Consider the following 17,064-nt stretch of genomic DNA (forward strand, 5'->3'; position numbering starts at 1 on the left):
TAATAGCTATTATTTTTTGTTTTTGTAGTAGTTGTAATCACAATATTCAAGTGATTTTGGATCTACATAACTTAAGTGGTGACTAGAGAATGTCATACGACCAACTACACCAGGTTTAACAATTTCGTTGTACTTAGCTTCTGTTAGTTTAGGAGCAGTTTCTTGTACTTCTTTAACCCACTTGTCATATTTCTCTTTAGTTTTCGCTTCAACTTCGAACTCCATGTGTGTGAATCCTTCACCAGAGAAGTTCGCACTACGGCCTAGGTAAGAACCTGGCTTATCAGCTTGTAAATAAAGATCCATAATCATGCCATCCATTGTGTACTTCATACCACCAAGTTCTGGTACCCAGAAAGCATTCATTGGGCCGACAGAAGTCAGTTTGAATTGAATTGGTACACCAGCTGGGATGTTTAAATAGTTAACGGTTTCAATTTTTTCCTCTGGGTAACTGAATAACCATTTCCAGTTTGCAGATGTAACATAAATTTCAACTGGTTTAATATGTTTGGACTCTTTCGGAACCTCTTCCGAAGCATAAGTTGCTTTTACTGTTGGAATCGATAATGCGATAACGATAATAACAGGAACAAGCGTCCAAATAATTTCTAGTAATGTGTTACCGTGTTGTTCAGGTGGCTCATAGTCCATATTCTCTGGTTTTTCACGATAACGAATCAAGATGACTGTAAACAGAATGAATACAATTGCGATAATTAATGACATAAGCAAGAATGACCAAACAATTAAATCATACTGTGCTTTTGCAACAGGTCCTTGCGGATTTAATACTGCGAGTTTTTTATCACAGCCACCGAGGAACAGAAGTAATGATAACGGAAGAAGCGAAGCCAACTTCCAAAACGCTTTCTTTAGTTGCACGATTGAAAATCTCCTTTCTCCTTGGATTGAAACTATGCCAATAAAACAATATAAACCTATTAATTTATAGAAGGCAATAGTTTTTGATATATTGTTAAAAAATAGACACAAATGCACACTTTTTAAGGTGAATATCATTTGTAACTTGATTACATTGTAAACTATTTTCCAGAGAAAAACGTGATTGTGAAAATTTTAAGATAAATAAAGTTATACCAGGATATCCAAGAAATAGAAAAAAGCTATCTTATCATAAGAAAGATAGCTGAATATTTTGTATATTTAGTTTATTTCTTGTGTGACAGTTCGTGGCTGTTCAAGTTTGACAATTTTTTTATATTTAACTTGGTATAAAATGTAACAAGTAATCATAAATGGAATGCCACAATAAAGAGCAATTCTTTGATCTGGAATGAAAGCCAAACTAACAAATGTAATGAAATTGAGCGAGAACGCTACGATTGGAACTAGTGGATAGAGCGGTGTACGATATTTTAAATCATTTACGTCGCCACCATTTTTCACGAAATTTCTACGGAAGAAAAACTGTGAAGCGGCGATTGACATCCACACGACAACAGCAGCCATCGCTGCAATAGATGTTAAAACTAGAAAGACAGTATCTGCCGCAAATACACTTGTTAATAAAGAAAGACTTGCAAAAATCAGACTGAAAATTAATGCGTTTAGCGGTACACCTCTTTTAGTTAATTTAGTAAACGCTGGACTTGCCATTCCTTGTTTTGCCATCGCCCACAGCATACGAGAATTTGCGTATAGACCAGAGTTAGCAACGGATAATACAGCTGTAATAATAACGAAGTTCATAATGTCTGCTGCATATGGGACACCGGCTACATCAAATACAAGTACAAAGGGACTTTCGACTAGATTAGCCTCTTGCCACGGGAGTAAACCTACAACAACTGATATCGCTAAGACGAAGAAGAAGAGAGTTCGCCAAATTGTATTTTTGATTGCTTTTGGAATTGTTTTTTCAGGATTTTCACTTTCTCCTGAAGCGATTCCGATTAATTCTGTTCCTTGGAAGGAGTAATTTACTGTAATCATCGTAAGAAGAACAGCTAATGCACCGTTTGGAAATAGCCCGCCATTTTCAGTGAAATTATGAAGCATTGGAGCTGGCTTTCCATTAAAGTCTAGTAGACCGAACATAACAGCGCCACCAAGTACGATGAAAATAACAATTGTTGCGACTTTTACACTTGCGAACCAAAACTCTGCTTCTGCATATGCTTTTGCTGATAAAGCGTTTACGAGAAAGAGCGCTGCTGCAAATGTAACGCACCAAATCCATGAAGAAACGTCTGGAAACCAGCGTTTCATTAAAATACTTACAGTTGTTAACTCTACGCCAACTGTAACAGCCCAATTTAGCCAATACATCCAACCGACAACAAATCCAAAACCAGGTGAAATGAATTTGCTTGCATAGCTTTGGAATGAACCTGCTTCTGGCATAGCAACGGATAATTCACCAAGACATAACATCGTTAAATACATAACAAATCCACCGACTAAAAATGCAAGAATAGCACCACCAGGTCCGGCATTATGGACAATTTGACCAGATCCCATAAATAGCCCGGTTCCGATAACACCGCCGAGTGCAATCATAAATAGGTGTCTACTTTTCATTGTTCGTTTTAAATCTGTTTGTTCAATTTGTTGATTCATATGCCCCTCACCCCGTATTTTCTTGAATGTGTGAACTTCGTTTTATTCTGAGTTTTTAATCATTAGTGGGGGATGCAACACACTCGGTTTATTTACTATGAAATGAATGGAGTATGTAAATAAACGAACTATGACTAAATACTCTAAGAATGTTTGTTAACATGGTGATATCTTCACTATGTTAACAATTTTGATTTTAGCAAAATATTCTGGAAATGTATATTTATTTTTCTTTTTATTAAAAATAATTAGAATTTTTATAATTAATTCTATGAGCGATAATTCACATGATCTTTCTAGCAAACTAGTAAGAAGAAGGGTACAATGATAAGAGTTGTGTCTGTAAAATAATAATTAATGGAGTTTTGTTTATAATGAAAAAGTTAAAATATCTTTTTGTTTTTGGGATTATACTTGCTGCTGCATTTTTTATAGGGAAAGATAAAATCATGCAAAAGGCGCAAGTTCTACGCTTAGAGTTTCTATCTGAAATGAAAGAAGCAGCTATGATTGAGGATGTTCCGTTTATTAAACAATTACCAGAATTACCCCGAGGATGTGAAGTGACAAGTTTAGCTATGTTGTTGCAATATAAAGGTGTACAAGTAGATAAGATGCAACTTGCTAGCGAAATTCATCGCGTTCCATTTGAACAAAATGGCGTACGGGGAAATCCTTACGAAGGGTTTGTTGGAAATATTTATACAAAGGCAGAGCCTGGATATGGTGTATATAATCAACCGATTTTTAATTTGGCAGAAAAATATGTTCCTGAAAAAGTAATTAATTTAACAGGTAGAGACATGCAAGATATATATAAAGTAATTAGTTCTGGTTCTCCAGTATGGGTCATTATTAATACGACGTTTAAGCCGCTAGCTGAAAGTAGTTTTGAAACATGGAATACGAGTTCAGGTGAAGTGAAAATTACATATTATGAGCATAGTGCAGTAGTAATTGGATATGATCAAAACTTTGTATATGTAAATGATCCTCTTAAAAATAATCCGCGTTTGGCTGTTCCGCGAGCAGAATTTGAGAAAGCTTGGGAGCAAATGGGAAAACAAGCAATTACTATTTTATAATAATGAAAAAGTCATCTTTTGGGTGGCTTTTTCTTTTTGAGTTATTATTACGGAAAATTCAGAAGATTCTTTTAAAAGTTAACAATTCACGTTATAATAACATTTAACTTGGTGAAGAAGGAGTGAAGGGGTATGGATGTTGCAAAAGAATTTGTTTTGTCAAAAAATCAGTTAGTTGAGTGGAGAAGGCATTTTCATAAGTATCCAGAGTTATCTTTTCAAGAAGAAAAAACATCGCAGTTTGTGTTCGATATACTTCGGAAATTCCCATATTTAGAAGTGTCACGGCCGACTAAATATAGTGTGATGGCAAAGTTAGTAGGTAAACATCCGGGCAAAACAGTTGCGGTTCGAGCTGATATGGATGCTCTTCCTATTCATGAAGAAAATGAGTTTGATTTTATTTCTACATACAAAGGTGTAATGCATGCATGTGGTCATGATGGACATATAGCGATATTACTTGGGGTTGTACATAAGTTAGTAGAAGAAAGAGAGAAGATTAAAGGGGAGATTCGTTTTCTATTCCAACATGCTGAAGAAAATTTTCCTGGTGGTGCAGAGGAGATGGTTGCTGCAGGTGTAATGGAAGGTGTGGATTATATTATTGGTGCTCACCTTTGGGCGTCGTTAGAGGTTGGGAAAATAGGTGTTATTTATGGTCCTGCAATGGCTGCACCGGATGTTTTTAAAATTAAGATAGAGGGAAAAGGTGGACATGCTGGAATCCCTCATGAAACGGTGGATAGTATCGCAATCGGAACACAATTCGTTTCGCAACTTCAGCAAATTGTATCTCGCCTCACGAATCCATTAGATTCGCTCGTAATATCTGTTACGCAATTTCATGCGGGGACAACTCATAATGTAATACCAGAGCAAGCCGAGATTGAAGGGACAGTGAGAAGTTTAAGACATGAATTACGAGGTGAAACAGAGAAGAAGATTGAGCGGATTGTGAAGTATATTACGGAATCTTACGGAGCGAAATATACATTTTCATATGAATATGGATATCGACCAGTTGTAAATGACTATGAAGCTACAGAGCTTATTGAACAAACGGCATTACAACTTTATGGAAGGGATGGAGTTGTTCGTTTACAGCCAACGATGGCTGGAGAAGATTTTTCAGCGTTTTTACAAAAGGCACCGGGGACATTCTTTTTTATCGGAGCAGGAAATAAAGAGAAAGGTATTATATATCCTCACCATCACCCTCGTTTTACGATTGACGAAGATGCATTACCGATTGGAGTGGAAGTCTTTGTATCAGCCATTATGAACTTTATAAGTAAAGGAGAATGAGATGAAGAAAATACACATCCTAGCGCTTATTCCAGTTCTTTGTTTAGTAGTTGGGCCAATATTTGCGAATTCAGTTACTCCTTACGTATTAGGGATGCCCTTTTTATTATTTTGGGTATTATTATCAGTGTTTATTACATCTCTTTGTATGGGGCTTGTGTACGTGTTTGATCCTGCTAATAAGGAGGATGTAAAATGACTGCATTACTTATCATTATTTTATTTTTGTTTCTCGCACTATTTTTAGGGATTCGGGCACAACATGGAAAAGATATGAATTTAGAGCAATGGTCAGTTGGAGGAAGAGGGTTTGGCACTATTTTTGTTTTTCTCCTTATGGCAGGTGAAATTTATACGACGTTTACATTTTTAGGAGGAAGCGGCTGGGCATATAGTAAAGGCGCACCTACCTTTTATATTTTAGGTTATGGTGCTTTAGCTTATCTTTTATCGTATTTTTTATTGCCACCGATTTGGAAGTATGCAAAAGAGCATAACCTTGTTTCGCAGTCGGATTTTTTTGCGAAGAAATACAGAAGTAAGGCGCTTGGACTTATTGTTTCAATTGTTGGTGTTGTTTCCATCATCCCATATCTTGTTTTACAGTTAAAGGGACTGGGAATTATCGTTTCAGAAGCGTCTTACGGAAGGGTATCACCTGTTGTTGCGGTTTGGATTGGTGCTATTGTTATAACTATATATGTAATGGTTTCAGGTATACACGGTTCAGCTTGGACGGCTGCTTTGAAGGATATTATGATACTGTTTATCGTTATGTTTTTAGGTATATATTTACCGTATCATTATTATGGAGGATTTCAGCCGATGTTTGAAGCTGTAGAAGCAGCGAAACCAGGATTTTTATCTTTACCTGAAGAAGGAATGAGTATTTCTTGGTTTGTTTCTACTATTATATTAACGGCCCTCGGTTTCTATATGTGGCCTCATACATTTGCTTCTGCTTTTTCTGCAAAAAATGAAAAAGTATTTCGTAAAAATGCAGCAATTATGCCATTGTATTCTTTAGTGTTACTTTTCGTATTTTTCGCAGGGTTTGCTGCTATATTGCAAGTTCCTGGGTTAAAGGGAGCAGATGTAGATCTTTCGTTAGTCCGTCTTGCTTTACAAACTTTTGATCCTTGGTTTATTGGGATTATTGGTAGTGCGGGAGTATTAACGGCATTGGTTCCAGGCTCTATGCTTGTTATGGCGGCTTCTACACTGTTAGCAAAAAATATTTATCGAACGATTGTTCCATCTGCTTCAGATAGACAAGTTGCTAAGATGGCAAAATTATTTGTGCCTGTAGTAACGCTCGTGGCAGTTTTATTTACATTTAAAGGAGGGGAAACAATAGGAGCGCTTCTCTTAATGGGGTACAGTATCGTTACGCAACTTTTCCCTGCACTTGTATGTAGCGTGTTTCCACGCCAAATTGTTACGAAGCAAGGAGCGATTGCAGGAATGGGAGTTGGGCTGTTAGTGGTCGCATATATTACCTTATCTGGCTCAACTATAGCTACGATGTTTCCGAGTTTTCCGCAGTATATAAAAGATTTGAATGTGGGCATAGTCGCATTGTTAATTAATATGATTGTGATGTTTGTAGTTAGTGGATTTACAAAAGGTGTATTTATAAAGAAAAACACTACAATAGTAGAAAAGTAATTCGTTTATTGGAGCTATCTTTGCAAAGAGATAGCTCTTTTTTGTATATATTTTCTTCTATTAGCGGAATCTAACTAAAAACTTGTTGAAAAGGAAGTTAGGTGGGGAAATTGTTAGAGCTTGAAGGTAACTTATTTGAAGTTATGAAAGAAATTAGGGATGAGTTAGGTTCACCTAATGATTTAACAATTAGAGAAGTTGCTCTTGCTGGGAGTTTTACACGTTGTGCGGTTGTGTTTTTATGTGGATTAACAGATAAGGATAATGTTTATAAATATGTCATTCGCACACTGCAATACGAAGAAATTCAAAATGAGGAAGCTGTTGTTCAAACGTTATTGGATCGTTTTATTTCTATCGCAGAAGTGGGTGTAAAGACGAAGTTTCCAGATATTATGAATGCGATTTTAGCGGGAGATACAGTTATATTAATTGATAATATTCAAACTGCTATCGTTATTAATAGTAGGGCTTGGGAGAAGAGAAGTTTAGAGCCACCAGTGACAGAAGATTTAATACGCGGACCGAGAGTTGGATTAAATGAAGATATTAATGTGAATAAAATGTTAATCCGACGCAGTTTACGCGATCCAAAGTTGAGGTTCCAATCTTATATTATGGGGAAGCGATCGCAGAAAGAAGTAACCCTAGTATATATAGAAGATATTATAAATCCTCACATTGTAAAAGAGTTAGATCGCCGTCTTCAATCAATAGTGACAGATGTCGTTTTGGAAACAGGTACGATTGAACAATTAATTCAGGATAATAATTTATCCCCATTTCCACAATTTTTGAATACGGAGAGGCCTGATAATATTATAGCCTCATTAGCGAAAGGGAAGGCGGCCATTTTAGTAGATGGATCCCCGTTTGCTCTTATCGCGCCACTCGTATTTGTTGATATTTTTCAATCTGTAGAAGATCATTACGAGCGCTGGGTGATTGGAACGTTATTAAGATTTTTACGTATGGGATCAGGTATAATTGCGGTTTTGTTACCAGCTATGTATGTAGCGCTTGTATCTTACCATCAAGGACTTATTCCTTCTAAACTGGCTTATTCAATTGCGGGTGCGAGGGAAGGTGTTCCGTTTCCAGCATATATTGAAACGTTAATGATGGCCTTGACTATGGAATTAATACGAGAAGCTGGAATCCGATTGCCGAAACCGATGGGACAAACGATAGGGATTGTAGGAGGTCTTGTAATTGGAGAAGCTGCGGTAAATGCAGGGATTGTAAATCCGTTTTTAGTTATTATTATTGCGGTTACTGCGATTGCTACGTTTTCGCTTCCTGTATATAGTATTACGATTACGTTCCGAATTTTACTTTTCGTCTTTGTATTAGCTGCAACGGCTTTTGGGTTGTATGGGATCATTCTAGCTCTGATTGCACTTGCTATTCATATTACAAATTTAACAAGTGTTGGTATACCGTATACAACCCCAATTGCTCCTGCATTTTATAAAGATTGGAAAGAAGAATTTATTCGCATGCCAAAATCGATGTTGAAAGATAGACCAGAGTACTTACAAACAAAAGATTCTACAATACGTCCAAAGGAGCGAAAATAAGTGAAACCATTTGAGTATGGCGATGAAGAGATTGGATCTCGGGAAATTGGGTTTGCGGTATCATCGACCATTATTGGTATAGGGGCATTGTCTATGCCAAGAGATATCGCTAACCAAACTTTATTTTCGGACGGTTGGATTATCTTACTTTTGGGTGGATTGATCTGCGCAGTTTTAGGTTGGTTTGTGACGAGAGTAGCTATCTTATTTCCGAAACAAAATTTTGTTCAATATACGAGTGCGCATTTGACGAAGCCTGTTGCATACACAATTAGTAGTATTTTAGTATTAACGTTTGCTGCTTTGACAGCATATGAATCGCGAATGATTTCAGTTATTTCTCAAACGTATTTATTTAGTGATACACCGATACAACTACTGTCTTTCTTCTTCTTATTAGTTGTTATTTATGGAATAGCAGGATCACGAGCAGCCTTATTAAGGTTAAATGTTTTATTCTTACCTATTGTTTTAATTGCAATAGTACTTCTTTCTTTATTGAATATAAATTTAATGGAAATAAATAATTTACTACCAGCTTTTCAAACGAAAGTAAGTCAATATGCTGTTGGAGTTAAAAATTCTATTTTTACGTTTATTGGATTTGAAGTAGCTTTATTTTATGCGGTGTTGCTAAATGATAAGACAGCGAAAAAAGCGCCAATGGCAGTCGCGAAAGCGGTGATGGTAAACGTACTGTCATACATTTTAATTTATGTAACTTGTATTAGCGTTTTTACTTATATGACAACACGTGGATTGACATATCCAACAATTGAATTAGGGAAAGAAATTGAAATTGGGGGAGGATTTTTAGAAAGGTTTGATGCGATTTTTTTTACGACTTGGATTATTACAATTTATAACACTACAGCAATGTATTATGACGTCGCATCTTTATTGTTTTGTGCTATGTTTCCGAAAGTGAAGAAACAAATTTTTATTTTCATAAGTGCCCCTATTATTTTTATGGTGAATATGATACCTAGTAGTTTAAATACTTTATCAAGTTATGGGACTTATTTAGCTTGGATAGATATGGGGTTTGTTGTGTTAGCTCCTTTGCTCGTTTTAATTGTATATAAAATAAAAAGAAGGAATGGTGGAAATGAAACACCTTCTTAAAATTATAATGGTTATGGCTTTAACTGGATTTATGAGTGGGTGTTCTGAGTTAGAAGAGATAGAAGAAAGAGGATTTGTAGTAGGAGCGGCTTACGATATTGTGAAGGAGAAGAAAGCGAATCCAATTATGAAAGGGACCTATCAGATGGTACTCCCTAGTAAATTGTCTCAACAGGGTGGACAAGGGGGTGGGGATAGCGAAAATTATATTAATGTTAGTGCAAAAGCAGATAGTGTATTTGAACAAATAAGAATAATCGCCAAAAAAATTAGTCGTACATTATTTTTCCCTCATATACAGGTGATTATTTTCTCTGAAGAATTACTTTCACATCCATACATTTTACAAAATACGTTAGATGTATATATTCGCGATCATGAGATGAGAAGAAATATTCGTTTGTTCGTTTCTAATAAAAATGCCGAAGCTATTTTAAAACAAAGTGCCAAGCCTGAAAATTTACCGGCGCAGTATATTGATATGTTAGCTGAACACCCTCCGAAAAATGCCCAAATGATTGAGGCTGCAAGAATTGGTGAGGTGCAGGAAAAGATGATCTCTAACCGAAGTTTTGTATTACCTATTCTGGAACTAACAAAACAAGGAGTACAAATGAACGGTGCAGCATTGTTTCGTGGAAAGGATAATAAATGTGTAGGCAATTTGAGTGGGGAAGAAACAGTAGGGATGAATTATATAATAGGCAAAAAAATTGGAGGTTTTTTTACCATCCGTAAAAAGAATCAACTTATTACATATGAAATTCATAAGTTACGTCGAAAAATTAAAGTATCCACAACGAATGCTACAAAACCGAAATTTAATATTCATTTATTTCTGGAAGGTACAATAGCTGAGTTGCATTTCAGTGATCATAAAAAGGTTTTGAATGAAAAGCGTTTAGAGAAGGATATATCGGAAGAAATGGAGAAGCGTATTCAAAAATCAATTAAACTTGTTCAAAAAAAATATAAGGTAGATGTACTAGAGTTAGGGGAAGTGTATAAGCGACATAATTATAAAGAGTGGAAAAAGGTAAGTAAGAATTGGGATCAAGGCGAAAATTACTTTAGTAATGCTGAAATTACTGTTCACGTTCATCCAACAATTGAACATTCAGGTTCAGCTTTACCGAAAAGAGTGAAATAAGGTGATGAAAGTTGTTTACTGGATTAGGAATTAGTGGCACGATATTAACGGCGGTGCTGCCGGGGGCTATTTATTTCATTCATAAAAAACTCACAACGTATGGAGCACAGCCGTGGAATACTGATGTACAAAAAAAGAAACCTGAATAAATTTCAGGTTTCTTTCGTGCAAAGCATATGTGAAGGGGGATGCCTTCTATGTATGCTTTGCTTTATACAAGCCCTAACCAATGTACCAATTGTGTAGAGAGGAATGTAACAACAATGGCGATAACGGTAGGGATTGCAAACGATAAGAATGTCCATTTTGCACTTTTTGTTTCTTTGTATATATTAACAAGTGTTGTTCCGCACGGGAAATGAAGAAGTGAGAACAACATTGTGTTTAACGCTGTTAACCAAGTCCAACCATTTTCTAGGAATAGATTTTTAATTTGATTAAAATCATCTATTTCAGTTAAAGCCCCAGTTGATAAGTAAGACATTAATAAAATTGGGATTACAATTTCATTAGCGGGTAGTCCAAGAATGAATGCAGCTAGAATAAAGCCGTCAAGTCCTAACATTTTAGCAAATGGATCTAGAAAGTTTACAAAATACATAAGTAAGCTTGTGTCACCAATAAAAATATTAGCAAGTAACCAAGTTAATGCAGCTGCAGGGGCAGCAACAACTATAGCTCGTTTTAAAACGTAGATTGATTTATCGAGTGTTGCGCGAACAATTGTATTCCAAACTTTTGGCTTGCGGTACGGAGGTAACTCCAGTGTGTAGTGAGTTGGAACTCCTTTTAAGGCTGTTTTTGATAGTACCCAAGAAACAGTTAATGTCATAATAACACCAATTACAACCATTCCAACTACAACGCCAGCAGTAACCAATGTTTGCATACTGCCTGTATAACCAGCAGCCATAAATAGTGAAGCCATTAAAATTAACATAGGCCAGCGACCGTTACAAGGAACGAAGTTGTTCGTTAAAATTGCTAGCATACGTTCACGTGGTGATTCAATGATACGTGTTGACATAATGGCTGCTGCATTACAACCAAATCCCATTGCCATTGTTAAAGATTGTTTCCCGTGTGCGCCGGATCGTTTGAATAAGCGGTCCATATTAAACGCGACACGTGGTAAGTATCCGTAGTTTTCTAATAGCGCGAACATAGGGAAAAAGATTGCCATAGGTGGTAACATAACGCTAATAACAGCACCGATACCACGGAACAAACCAAGTATTAAAATGCCATGTAACCATTCAGGTGCATGCGCTGCTTGGAACCAAGATGTTAAATATCCTTCGGCCCATCCGAAGAATTCGGCAATCATATCAGATGGTACGTTAGCGCCTGCAATTGTAAGATAAAAAATAATAGATAAAATACCGAGCATAATTGGGAATCCCCAGATTGGAGAGGTGAAAATTTTATCTAGTTTTTCGGAACGATATAATTTATCAGTATTTGTATATTGGACAGATTCTTTACATATGCTTGCAGATGTTCGGTAAATATCTCCGACTATATCATCTCGTATATCTTCTTTTGAAAGTGTTTGTGCATGTTGAATAATATAGTCTAATGGAAGAGCTTTACTGGCTGAGTGAGATTCCATTAATTACGACCTCCCTTACAAGTGGTTCATTATGGTGTTTTTGAAGTGTAGTTAAGAAATTTTTATCTCCATCTAATATACGTAACGCAATCCAACGTGCTGGATACGTATCACCGAACACTTTATAAATTTGTGGTTCTAATTCCTGAATCATATTTTCGATTTTTTCGCTGTAAGTAATTTTAATTGGTGTTGGAATTAGTTTTTTATTTGCTACTTTTGCAATAACATTTAGCAAATGACCAATACCTACTCGGTTACGTGCTGAAATTTTAACGACAGGTACACCAAGTGATTTTGCTAATTTCTTTTCATCGATAACAATCCCTTTTTTCTCAGCTTCATCAATTAAGTTAATGCAAATGACTACATTATTTGTCATCTCCATCACCTGGAGTGCTAAATTTAAATTTCTTTCCATAGCAGTTGCGTCTATGACAACTACAGTTACTTCTGGTTTTTCGAATATAATATAATCCCTCGCTACTTCTTCGTCTGCGGAATTTGAGTATAGTGAGTAAGTTCCAGGTAAATCTATTAATGTATAATTACTTCCGTTATGTTCATATTCTCCTTCAGCTTTTAAAACAGTTTTTCCCGTCCAGTTTCCAGTATGTTGTTTTAAACCTGTTAAAGTATTAAATAATGTACTTTTCCCGGTATTCGGGTTACCAGCTAAAGCAATACGATGTTTGCTCATCTGAAATCATCTCCTATTAATACCCCGAAAATAAGGGAGCTTTCTTCTTTGCGCAGTGCAATAGTTGTGTTGCTCACTTGATAAGCGACCGGATCTCCAAGTGGACTGCGTTGCAATACTTTAATCGTTGCCCCTGGGATAAATCCCAAATCTAATAAACGTCGTTTCATAGTTCCTTCTAATTGTATCTTCTCAATTTGTACAAACTCCCCTGTTTTAAACTCGGAAAGGGGTTTAGTATTAGCCGATACCATAAAAGTTACCTCTTCTCTATATTTTTAGTGTTAGTTTAAAAAGTTTCCTTAGGTAAACTTTTTGTTAGTAATATAGTAGACTACATTGGATGATGCTGTCAATTAGTACTTTAAAAATATTCATTTAATTTTAGAATTGTTCCAATTTATTTAGTTGTACTAAAAAATATTACTGAAATTCTTTTTAATGTGCATAAATTAGGCGTGAAAAAGTTACAAAATACAGCGGAATTGTAAATGTAACTTTAACTAAAAGGGAAAAAGAGAGAAAAACATTTACATTGAATTTACATTGTTAAGAATAAATTTACATTACAGCATAGTTAGTGTGGTTTTTGTTTGCTTCTTTAACTACAAATGTTGGGATTCCTAGCTTTTGAGGATGATTATCGTCATTTACTTAAAATTAAAAATTGCTTAACACTCACATAATATTGTTGTCCTACAATGAATTTGTGTTCGAAAGAAAATGAATTCGAAAAGTGATAATCCAAATGGGGGTACAAGACATGGTTATGAAAAAAGGTATTAAATTTTCTTTAGCAGCTTTAGTGGTAGCAGGAGCATTAGTTGGGTGTGGGAAAGCAGAAGATACAACTAGTAAAGAAACTGCTAAAGGAAGCGATAATACAAAACAAGAATTATCAGGTACGATTGCAGCAGCTGGTTCTACAGCTCTTCTACCTCTTGCGGAGGAAGCTGGAAAGAAATTCATGGAGAAAAATTCAAAAGTTTCTATTCAAGTTCAAGGTGGCGGTAGTGGAACTGGGATTAACCAAGTAGCATCTGGTGCAGTACAAATTGGTAATTCAGATGTTCCGTCTGGAGATAAAATAAAAGATGCTGAAAAGGCGAAAGAATTAGTAGATAACAAGGTAGCGGGGATTGCATTCGCTCTTGTCGTAAATAAAGATGTAAAAGTTGATAACTTAACAGTGCAACAAGTACAAGATATCTTCACTGGAAAAGTAACAAACTGGAAAGAAGTAGGCGGAAAAGATGAAAAAATCAACGTAATTAATCGTCCGGCTTCATCTGGTACACGTGCTACATTTGAAAAAACGATTATGAAAGACGCGAAAATTAATGATGGAACTGGTACAACACAAGATTCTAACGGTGCAGTAGAGCAAGCTATCAATTCTACTCCAGGTTCAGTAAGCTATTTAGCGATGTCTTACATGGTTGGAGATAAAAAAGGTGCACTACAAACAGTGAAAATTGATGGTGCTGAACCGAAAGTTGAAAACATTGCGTCTGGTAAATATCCATTCTGGTCTTACGAGTATATGGTAACAAAAGGTGAAGCGAAAGAAGCAACAAAAGCTTACATCGATTATGTAAAAGGTAAAGACTTTGAAAAGCAAGTAGAAGATATGGGCTACATTCCAATGTCTAAATTAAATAAGTAATAAAGTTTTATGGGGCTGGCTGCAAGGCCAGTCCTGTTCATTTCAATCTGTGAAGTGGGGTCTGTCCTGTGATGAAGGGGAAAAAACAAATTAATTACGTGAAAAGTGAATATATAGGAAGATCACTTGTTACGTTTTGTGGTATTTTTATTGTTTTAATTACATTAGCTATTATTGCGTTTATTTGTGGTAAAGGTATTCAATCTTTTACACAAAGTGGTATCTCATTTACTGAGATGTTAACATCGACAAAATGGAATCCAAATGCTGATCAAGGATCCTTCGGGGCTTTAATTTTCATTGTAGGTTCAACGGTGGTTTCGTTAGGTGCGGTTATTATTAGTGCACCAATTGCTATAGCTCTTGCTATATTCATGAATTTAATTTCGCCAAAGTTTGGAAATAAAGTGTTGAAGCCTGTTCTAGAATTGTTAGTTGGTATTCCTTCGGTTGTATACGGATTATTAGGTGTTACGATTTTAGTACCACTATTACGTGATTCGTTTGGGGGAGTAGGCTTTAGTTTAATTGCAGGTATTGTTGTATTAAGTATTATGATTTTACCTACTATTGCTAGTATCGCTTCTGATGCAATACGTTCTGTTCCATTTGATTATTTAGAAGCTTCTTATGGTCTAGGATCAACGAAATGGCAAGCGATTAGCCGAGTGATTGTTCCTGCTGCGAAAAAAGGGATTTTAACAGGTGTTGTTTTAGGCTTAGCGCGTGCTTTCGGTGAAGCGTTAGCGGTTCAAATGGTAATCGGGAATACGATTAAATTACCAGAAGGAATATATAGTCCGACAGCGACGTTAACTGGTATTTTAACAATGGATATGACGAATACATTGAACGGAACTGCTTGGAACAATGCGCTATGGACTTTAGCGATGATTTTACTTGTTATTTCATTCCTGTTTATTTTAGTAATTCGAGCGATTGGGCAAAGAGGTGAGCGATAATAATGAATGCAAGAACGGTAAATAAAGTTTGGACAGGTATCTTTTATGCGGTTGCGGCTTTAGTTGTAGCTTTGCTAGTGTTCTTAGTATTTGAGATTTTACAAAAGGGATGGGGATTTTGGGATCCTAATTTCTTGTTTGGAGAACCAAGCAATACAAGAGCTGGTGGTGGGATTGGTCCGCAGTTATTCAATTCCTTCTACATGCTTGTTATAACGCTTATTATATCTATTCCTCTTGGATTAGGTGCTGGAATATATTTAGCGGAGTACGCAAAACAAGGACGTTTTTTAAATTTTGTTCGTCTATGTATAGAGACGATGGCGTCTTTACCTTCTATTGTTGTTGGTTTATTTGGTTTGTTAGTGTTCGTTACAATGACAGGTTGGGGATACACAGTAATGGGTGGTGCTATTGCTTTAACTATTTTAAATTTACCAGGTTTAACGCGTGTTTGTGAAAATGCGATTTCAGAAGTTCCTCATAATGTAAAAGAGGCAAGTCTTGGATTAGGTGCAACGAAGTGGCAAACAATCGCTCGTATTATTATCCCATCGTCATTACCACAAATTATTACAGGGATTATTTTAGCGGCGGGTCGTATATTTGGGGAAGCGGCAGCATTAATTTACACAGCGGGTTTAACATCCCCGATTTTAAATTCAGCAGCGGATTTCTCAAGTCCTGCGCATCCTTTAAATCCGTTTAGACCAGCTGAAACATTAGCGGTTCACATTTGGAAATTAAATTCTGAAGGAGTTATTCCAGATGCGAAGTTGATTGCGACAAAATCTGCAGCTGTATTAATTATTATGGTATTACTATTCAATGTTATTTCACGCTTGATAGCATCTATATTACACAAGCGCTTTACAGGAACGAAAAGAAAAAGTAAAGCAACGAAAAAGGTAAAAGCGGCATAAATTATAAAGAAGAACTCGCTATTTTATAAGTAGGGGGTTCTTTTGTATTTTAATATAGAAGGAATGGATGTAATGATTGTTGAATTTGTGATTAATTATAAAGAAGAACAGATGTAATTTAGAGAGGAGTTTTAATTTGTTTTTTCTGCAAATGTCAGGTTTTCCTGGGTCAGGAAAATCGACAGTTTCTAAGTATATAGCGAAATTAACAGGTGCTGTAATTATAGATCATGATGTTTTGAAATCCGCGTTGTTAAAATCATTAAAAGTAAAAGGAATTGAATCAACGATTGTTGGTGGGCTTGCGTATGATGCCGAATGGGTATTGATTGATTCTTATTTAGAACAAGGGCATAGTGTTATATTGGATAGTCCGTGTTTATATGAGGGAATGGTTGAAAAAGGAATTAAATTATCAACTAAACATGGTGTGAAATATAAATATATTGAGTGTTATCTTAATGATATGTAAGAGATTAATAGGAGACTGCAAACACGTAAGCGTATGATCAGTCAAATTGAAAAGGTGGAGTCGGAAGTAGGTTTTGAAAAGTGGTTAAATGGTAGTCAAAGACCTTTAAATAATGAATACCTTATTGTGGATTCTAGTAAGCCTATAGAGCAATATGTGGAAAAAATGATGGATTATATGACTAAGTAGAGAAAAGACGTTATCTTCATTTGTGAAGATAACGTCTTTTG

16 protein-coding genes and 1 pseudogene are annotated in these 17,064 nt (G+C 35.8%); 12 read left to right on the top strand and 5 right to left on the bottom strand.

Annotated features, from left to right (window positions below; genetic code table 11):
• Window positions 1–9: 9 nt before the first annotated feature.
• Together MHH27_RS03960 and MHH27_RS03965 are read right to left on the bottom strand one after the other, a co-directional pair.
• Window positions 10–885 (bottom strand): cytochrome aa3 quinol oxidase subunit II, encoded by an 876-nt coding sequence (locus MHH27_RS03960; protein ID WP_001176165.1) that lies wholly within the window; start codon window positions 883–885, stop codon window positions 10–12.
• A gap of 282 nt (window positions 886–1,167) precedes the next feature.
• Window positions 1,168–2,583, bottom strand: coding sequence for an amino acid permease (locus MHH27_RS03965; protein ID WP_098235129.1), 1,416 nt, complete (start codon window positions 2,581–2,583; stop codon window positions 1,168–1,170).
• 374 nt (window positions 2,584–2,957) lie between these two features.
• Between MHH27_RS03965 and MHH27_RS03970 the strand changes: the two genes are divergently transcribed.
• From MHH27_RS03970 to MHH27_RS04005, 8 genes are all read left to right on the top strand, one after another.
• Entirely contained in the window at window positions 2,958–3,668 is a 711-nt protein-coding gene (locus MHH27_RS03970) for a C39 family peptidase (RefSeq protein ID WP_000734491.1), read from the top strand.
• Window positions 3,669–3,800: 132 nt separating this feature from the next.
• Complete coding sequence (locus MHH27_RS03975; protein ID WP_340941694.1) at window positions 3,801–4,976, top strand: amidohydrolase; 1,176 nt, start codon at window positions 3,801–3,803, stop codon at window positions 4,974–4,976.
• 1 nt (window position 4,977) lies between these two features.
• A complete protein-coding gene (locus MHH27_RS03980) occupies window positions 4,978–5,175 on the top strand; it encodes a DUF3311 domain-containing protein (RefSeq protein WP_000719836.1) in 198 nt (65 codons plus the stop codon).
• Window positions 5,172–6,644 (top strand): sodium:solute symporter family protein, encoded by a 1,473-nt coding sequence (locus tag MHH27_RS03985; protein WP_098235128.1) that lies wholly within the window; start codon window positions 5,172–5,174, stop codon window positions 6,642–6,644. Before MHH27_RS03980 ends, MHH27_RS03985 begins: the two co-directional genes overlap by 4 nt.
• Window positions 6,645–6,745: 101 nt before the next feature.
• Complete coding sequence (gene gerLA, locus MHH27_RS03990) at window positions 6,746–8,224, top strand: spore germination protein GerLA (protein WP_103574563.1); 1,479 nt, start codon at window positions 6,746–6,748, stop codon at window positions 8,222–8,224.
• Window positions 8,225–9,349 (top strand): spore germination protein GerLB, encoded by a 1,125-nt coding sequence (gene gerLB, locus MHH27_RS03995; protein WP_000802008.1) that lies wholly within the window; start codon window positions 8,225–8,227, stop codon window positions 9,347–9,349. It begins immediately after the preceding gene.
• Window positions 9,333–10,499 (top strand): spore germination protein GerLC, encoded by a 1,167-nt coding sequence (gerLC, locus tag MHH27_RS04000; protein WP_141541660.1) that lies wholly within the window; start codon window positions 9,333–9,335, stop codon window positions 10,497–10,499. Before gerLB ends, gerLC begins: the two co-directional genes overlap by 17 nt.
• A gap of 11 nt (window positions 10,500–10,510) precedes the next feature.
• A complete protein-coding gene (locus MHH27_RS04005) occupies window positions 10,511–10,648 on the top strand; it encodes a hypothetical protein (protein WP_340941697.1) in 138 nt (45 codons plus the stop codon).
• 62 nt (window positions 10,649–10,710) lie between these two features.
• Here MHH27_RS04005 and MHH27_RS04010 read toward each other — a convergent pair whose 3' ends face one another.
• The 3 genes from MHH27_RS04010 to MHH27_RS04020 are packed head-to-tail and all read right to left on the bottom strand — an operon-like array spanning window position 10,711 to window position 13,065.
• Complete coding sequence (locus MHH27_RS04010; RefSeq protein ID WP_000443602.1) at window positions 10,711–12,111, bottom strand: nucleoside recognition domain-containing protein; 1,401 nt, start codon at window positions 12,109–12,111, stop codon at window positions 10,711–10,713.
• Window positions 12,089–12,811, bottom strand: a complete 723-nt coding sequence (locus MHH27_RS04015; protein WP_000033865.1) for a FeoB small GTPase domain-containing protein — start codon at window positions 12,809–12,811, stop codon at window positions 12,089–12,091. The genes MHH27_RS04010 and MHH27_RS04015 overlap by 23 nt, the downstream gene beginning before the upstream one ends.
• Window positions 12,808–13,065, bottom strand: a complete 258-nt coding sequence (locus MHH27_RS04020; protein ID WP_000252989.1) for a FeoA family protein — start codon at window positions 13,063–13,065, stop codon at window positions 12,808–12,810. Before MHH27_RS04020 ends, MHH27_RS04015 begins: the two co-directional genes overlap by 4 nt.
• A gap of 509 nt (window positions 13,066–13,574) precedes the next feature.
• Here MHH27_RS04020 and MHH27_RS04025 point away from each other — a divergent pair.
• The 4 genes and pseudogenes from MHH27_RS04025 to MHH27_RS04040 all read left to right on the top strand — a co-directional run bounded on the left by MHH27_RS04025 (window position 13,575) and on the right by MHH27_RS04040 (window position 17,023).
• On the top strand, window positions 13,575–14,477 hold the full coding sequence (locus MHH27_RS04025) for a phosphate ABC transporter substrate-binding protein PstS family protein (RefSeq protein WP_000245112.1): 903 nt from the start codon (window positions 13,575–13,577) through the stop codon (window positions 14,475–14,477).
• A 71-nt stretch (window positions 14,478–14,548) separates the two neighbouring features.
• Window positions 14,549–15,439 carry a phosphate ABC transporter permease subunit PstC gene (gene pstC / locus MHH27_RS04030; RefSeq protein ID WP_000676676.1) on the top strand — a complete coding sequence of 297 codons (891 nt, stop codon included), beginning with the start codon at window positions 14,549–14,551 and terminating at the stop codon, window positions 15,437–15,439.
• 2 nt (window positions 15,440–15,441) lie between these two features.
• On the top strand, window positions 15,442–16,362 hold the full coding sequence (gene pstA, locus MHH27_RS04035) for a phosphate ABC transporter permease PstA (protein ID WP_340941700.1): 921 nt from the start codon (window positions 15,442–15,444) through the stop codon (window positions 16,360–16,362).
• A 136-nt stretch (window positions 16,363–16,498) separates the two neighbouring features.
• Window positions 16,499–17,023, top strand: a pseudogene (locus MHH27_RS04040) (AAA family ATPase).
• Window positions 17,024–17,064 lie beyond the last annotated feature (41 nt).

This window comes from Bacillus sp. FSL L8-0152, from assembly GCF_038006365.1.
In the GTDB taxonomy this organism is placed as follows: Bacteria; Bacillota; Bacilli; order Bacillales; family Bacillaceae_G; genus Bacillus_A; species Bacillus_A cereus.